This is a genomic window from Micromonospora sp. M51, from assembly GCF_018070305.1.
In the GTDB taxonomy this organism is placed as follows: Bacteria; Actinomycetota; Actinomycetes; order Mycobacteriales; family Micromonosporaceae; genus Micromonospora; species Micromonospora parva.
In genome coordinates, this window is record NZ_JAGPXZ010001074.1 from 1 (window position 1) to 1512 (window position 1512).

Annotated in this window: 1 protein-coding gene; it reads left to right on the forward strand. The window is 76.5% G+C overall.

Annotation, left to right across the window (positions count from 1 at the left end; all coding sequences use genetic code 11):
* Positions 1-1399 (forward strand): mannitol dehydrogenase family protein (locus KBX53_RS32570; RefSeq protein ID WP_210863699.1); only part of this gene is annotated, 1399 nt, incomplete at its 5' end.
* Positions 1400-1512 lie beyond the last annotated feature (113 nt).

Consider the following 1512-nt stretch of genomic DNA (forward strand, 5'->3'; position numbering starts at 1 on the left):
GACCGGTGTCGTGCACCTGGGGCTCGGCGCGTTCCACCGGGCGCACCAGGCCGTTTTCACCGAGGCGGCGGTCGGCGCGGCCGGCGGCGACTGGGGCATCGTGGCCGTCGCCCCCCGCAGCACCGCGCTGGTCGAGGCGCTCGCCGCGCAGGACAACCTGTTCAGCGTCAGCACCCTCTCCGCCGCCGGCAGCACCACCCAGGTGGTGGGCGCGCTGAGCGGCGTGCGGCACGCGCCCAGCGACCCGGACGCGGTGGTGGCGCTGATCGCCGACCCGGCGGTACGCGTGGTGACCCTGACCGTCACCGAGAAGGCGTACCAGCTCGATCCGGTGACCGGCCAGCTGTCCCCGGACTCGGCGCTCGCCGCGGACCTGGCCGGCGGCGGCCCCCCGAGCACGGTTCCGGGTCTGCTGCTGCGCGGCCTGGCCGCCCGGGCGGCCGCGGACGCCGGGCCGGTGGCAGTGGTGAGCTGCGACAATCTGCCGGCCAACGGTCGACGGCTGCGCGGCATGCTCGACCAGGCGGTCGGCCGGGCGGCCGGGGTGCCGGCCGGGCTGGTCGAGTGGGTGGCCGGCAACGTCACCTGCCCGGGCACCATGGTGGACCGGATCGTGCCGGCCAGCACCCCGGGCACGATCGAGGCGGCCCGCCGGGCGCTCGGCGTGACCGACCTGGCCGCGGTGGCCGCCGAACCGTACGCGCAGTGGGTGATCGAGGACGACTTCCCCGGTGGGCGGCCCGGTTGGGAGTTCGCCGGGGCGGTGCTCACCGACGACGCCGGCCCGTGGGAGCGGCTGAAGCTGCGCACCCTCAACGGTGTGCACTCGGCCATCGCGTACCTCGGGGCGTTGGCCGGTCGGGAGACGATCGCCGACGCGCTGGAGATCCCGCACCTGCGCGACGTGCTGCGCCGGCTGATCGCCGAGGACGTGGCGGCCAGCTTCACCCCGCCGGACGGGGTCCGGGTGGTCGACTACGGCGAGCAGGCCCTGGCCCGGTTCGGCAACCCGGCGATCCACCACCGCACCCTGCAGGTGGCGATCGACGGCTCGCAGAAGCTGCCGCAGCGCGTCCTGCACACCATCGCGGACCTGCGCGCGACCGGACGGTCCGCGCGATGGGGCGCGCTGGTCGTGGCGTCCTGGTTGCGCTTCGCGCAGGGGTACGCCGACGACGGCCGGTCGTTGCCGTTGCAGGACCCCCTGGCCGGGCCGATCCGGGCCGCGCTGGACGACGGGGTGCAGACCCCGGCCGGCGCTGTCGACGCGGTCTTCGCGTTGCGCGAGGTCATCCCGGCGGAGGTGGCCGAGGACGACGACGTGCGCGCCGACATGATCGCCTGGCTGACCGCGTTGCAACGGCACGGCGTCGAGGCCACCCTGGCCGGTGCCCGGTGACCGGGTCGACACCGGCCGGCCGGCGGTGAGCGGGGCGACGCCGCCCCGGGTGGCGGGGATCGGGGCGTACGGGCACGGGCGGTGGCCCCGGCGGGTGATCGCGCCGCTGCCCG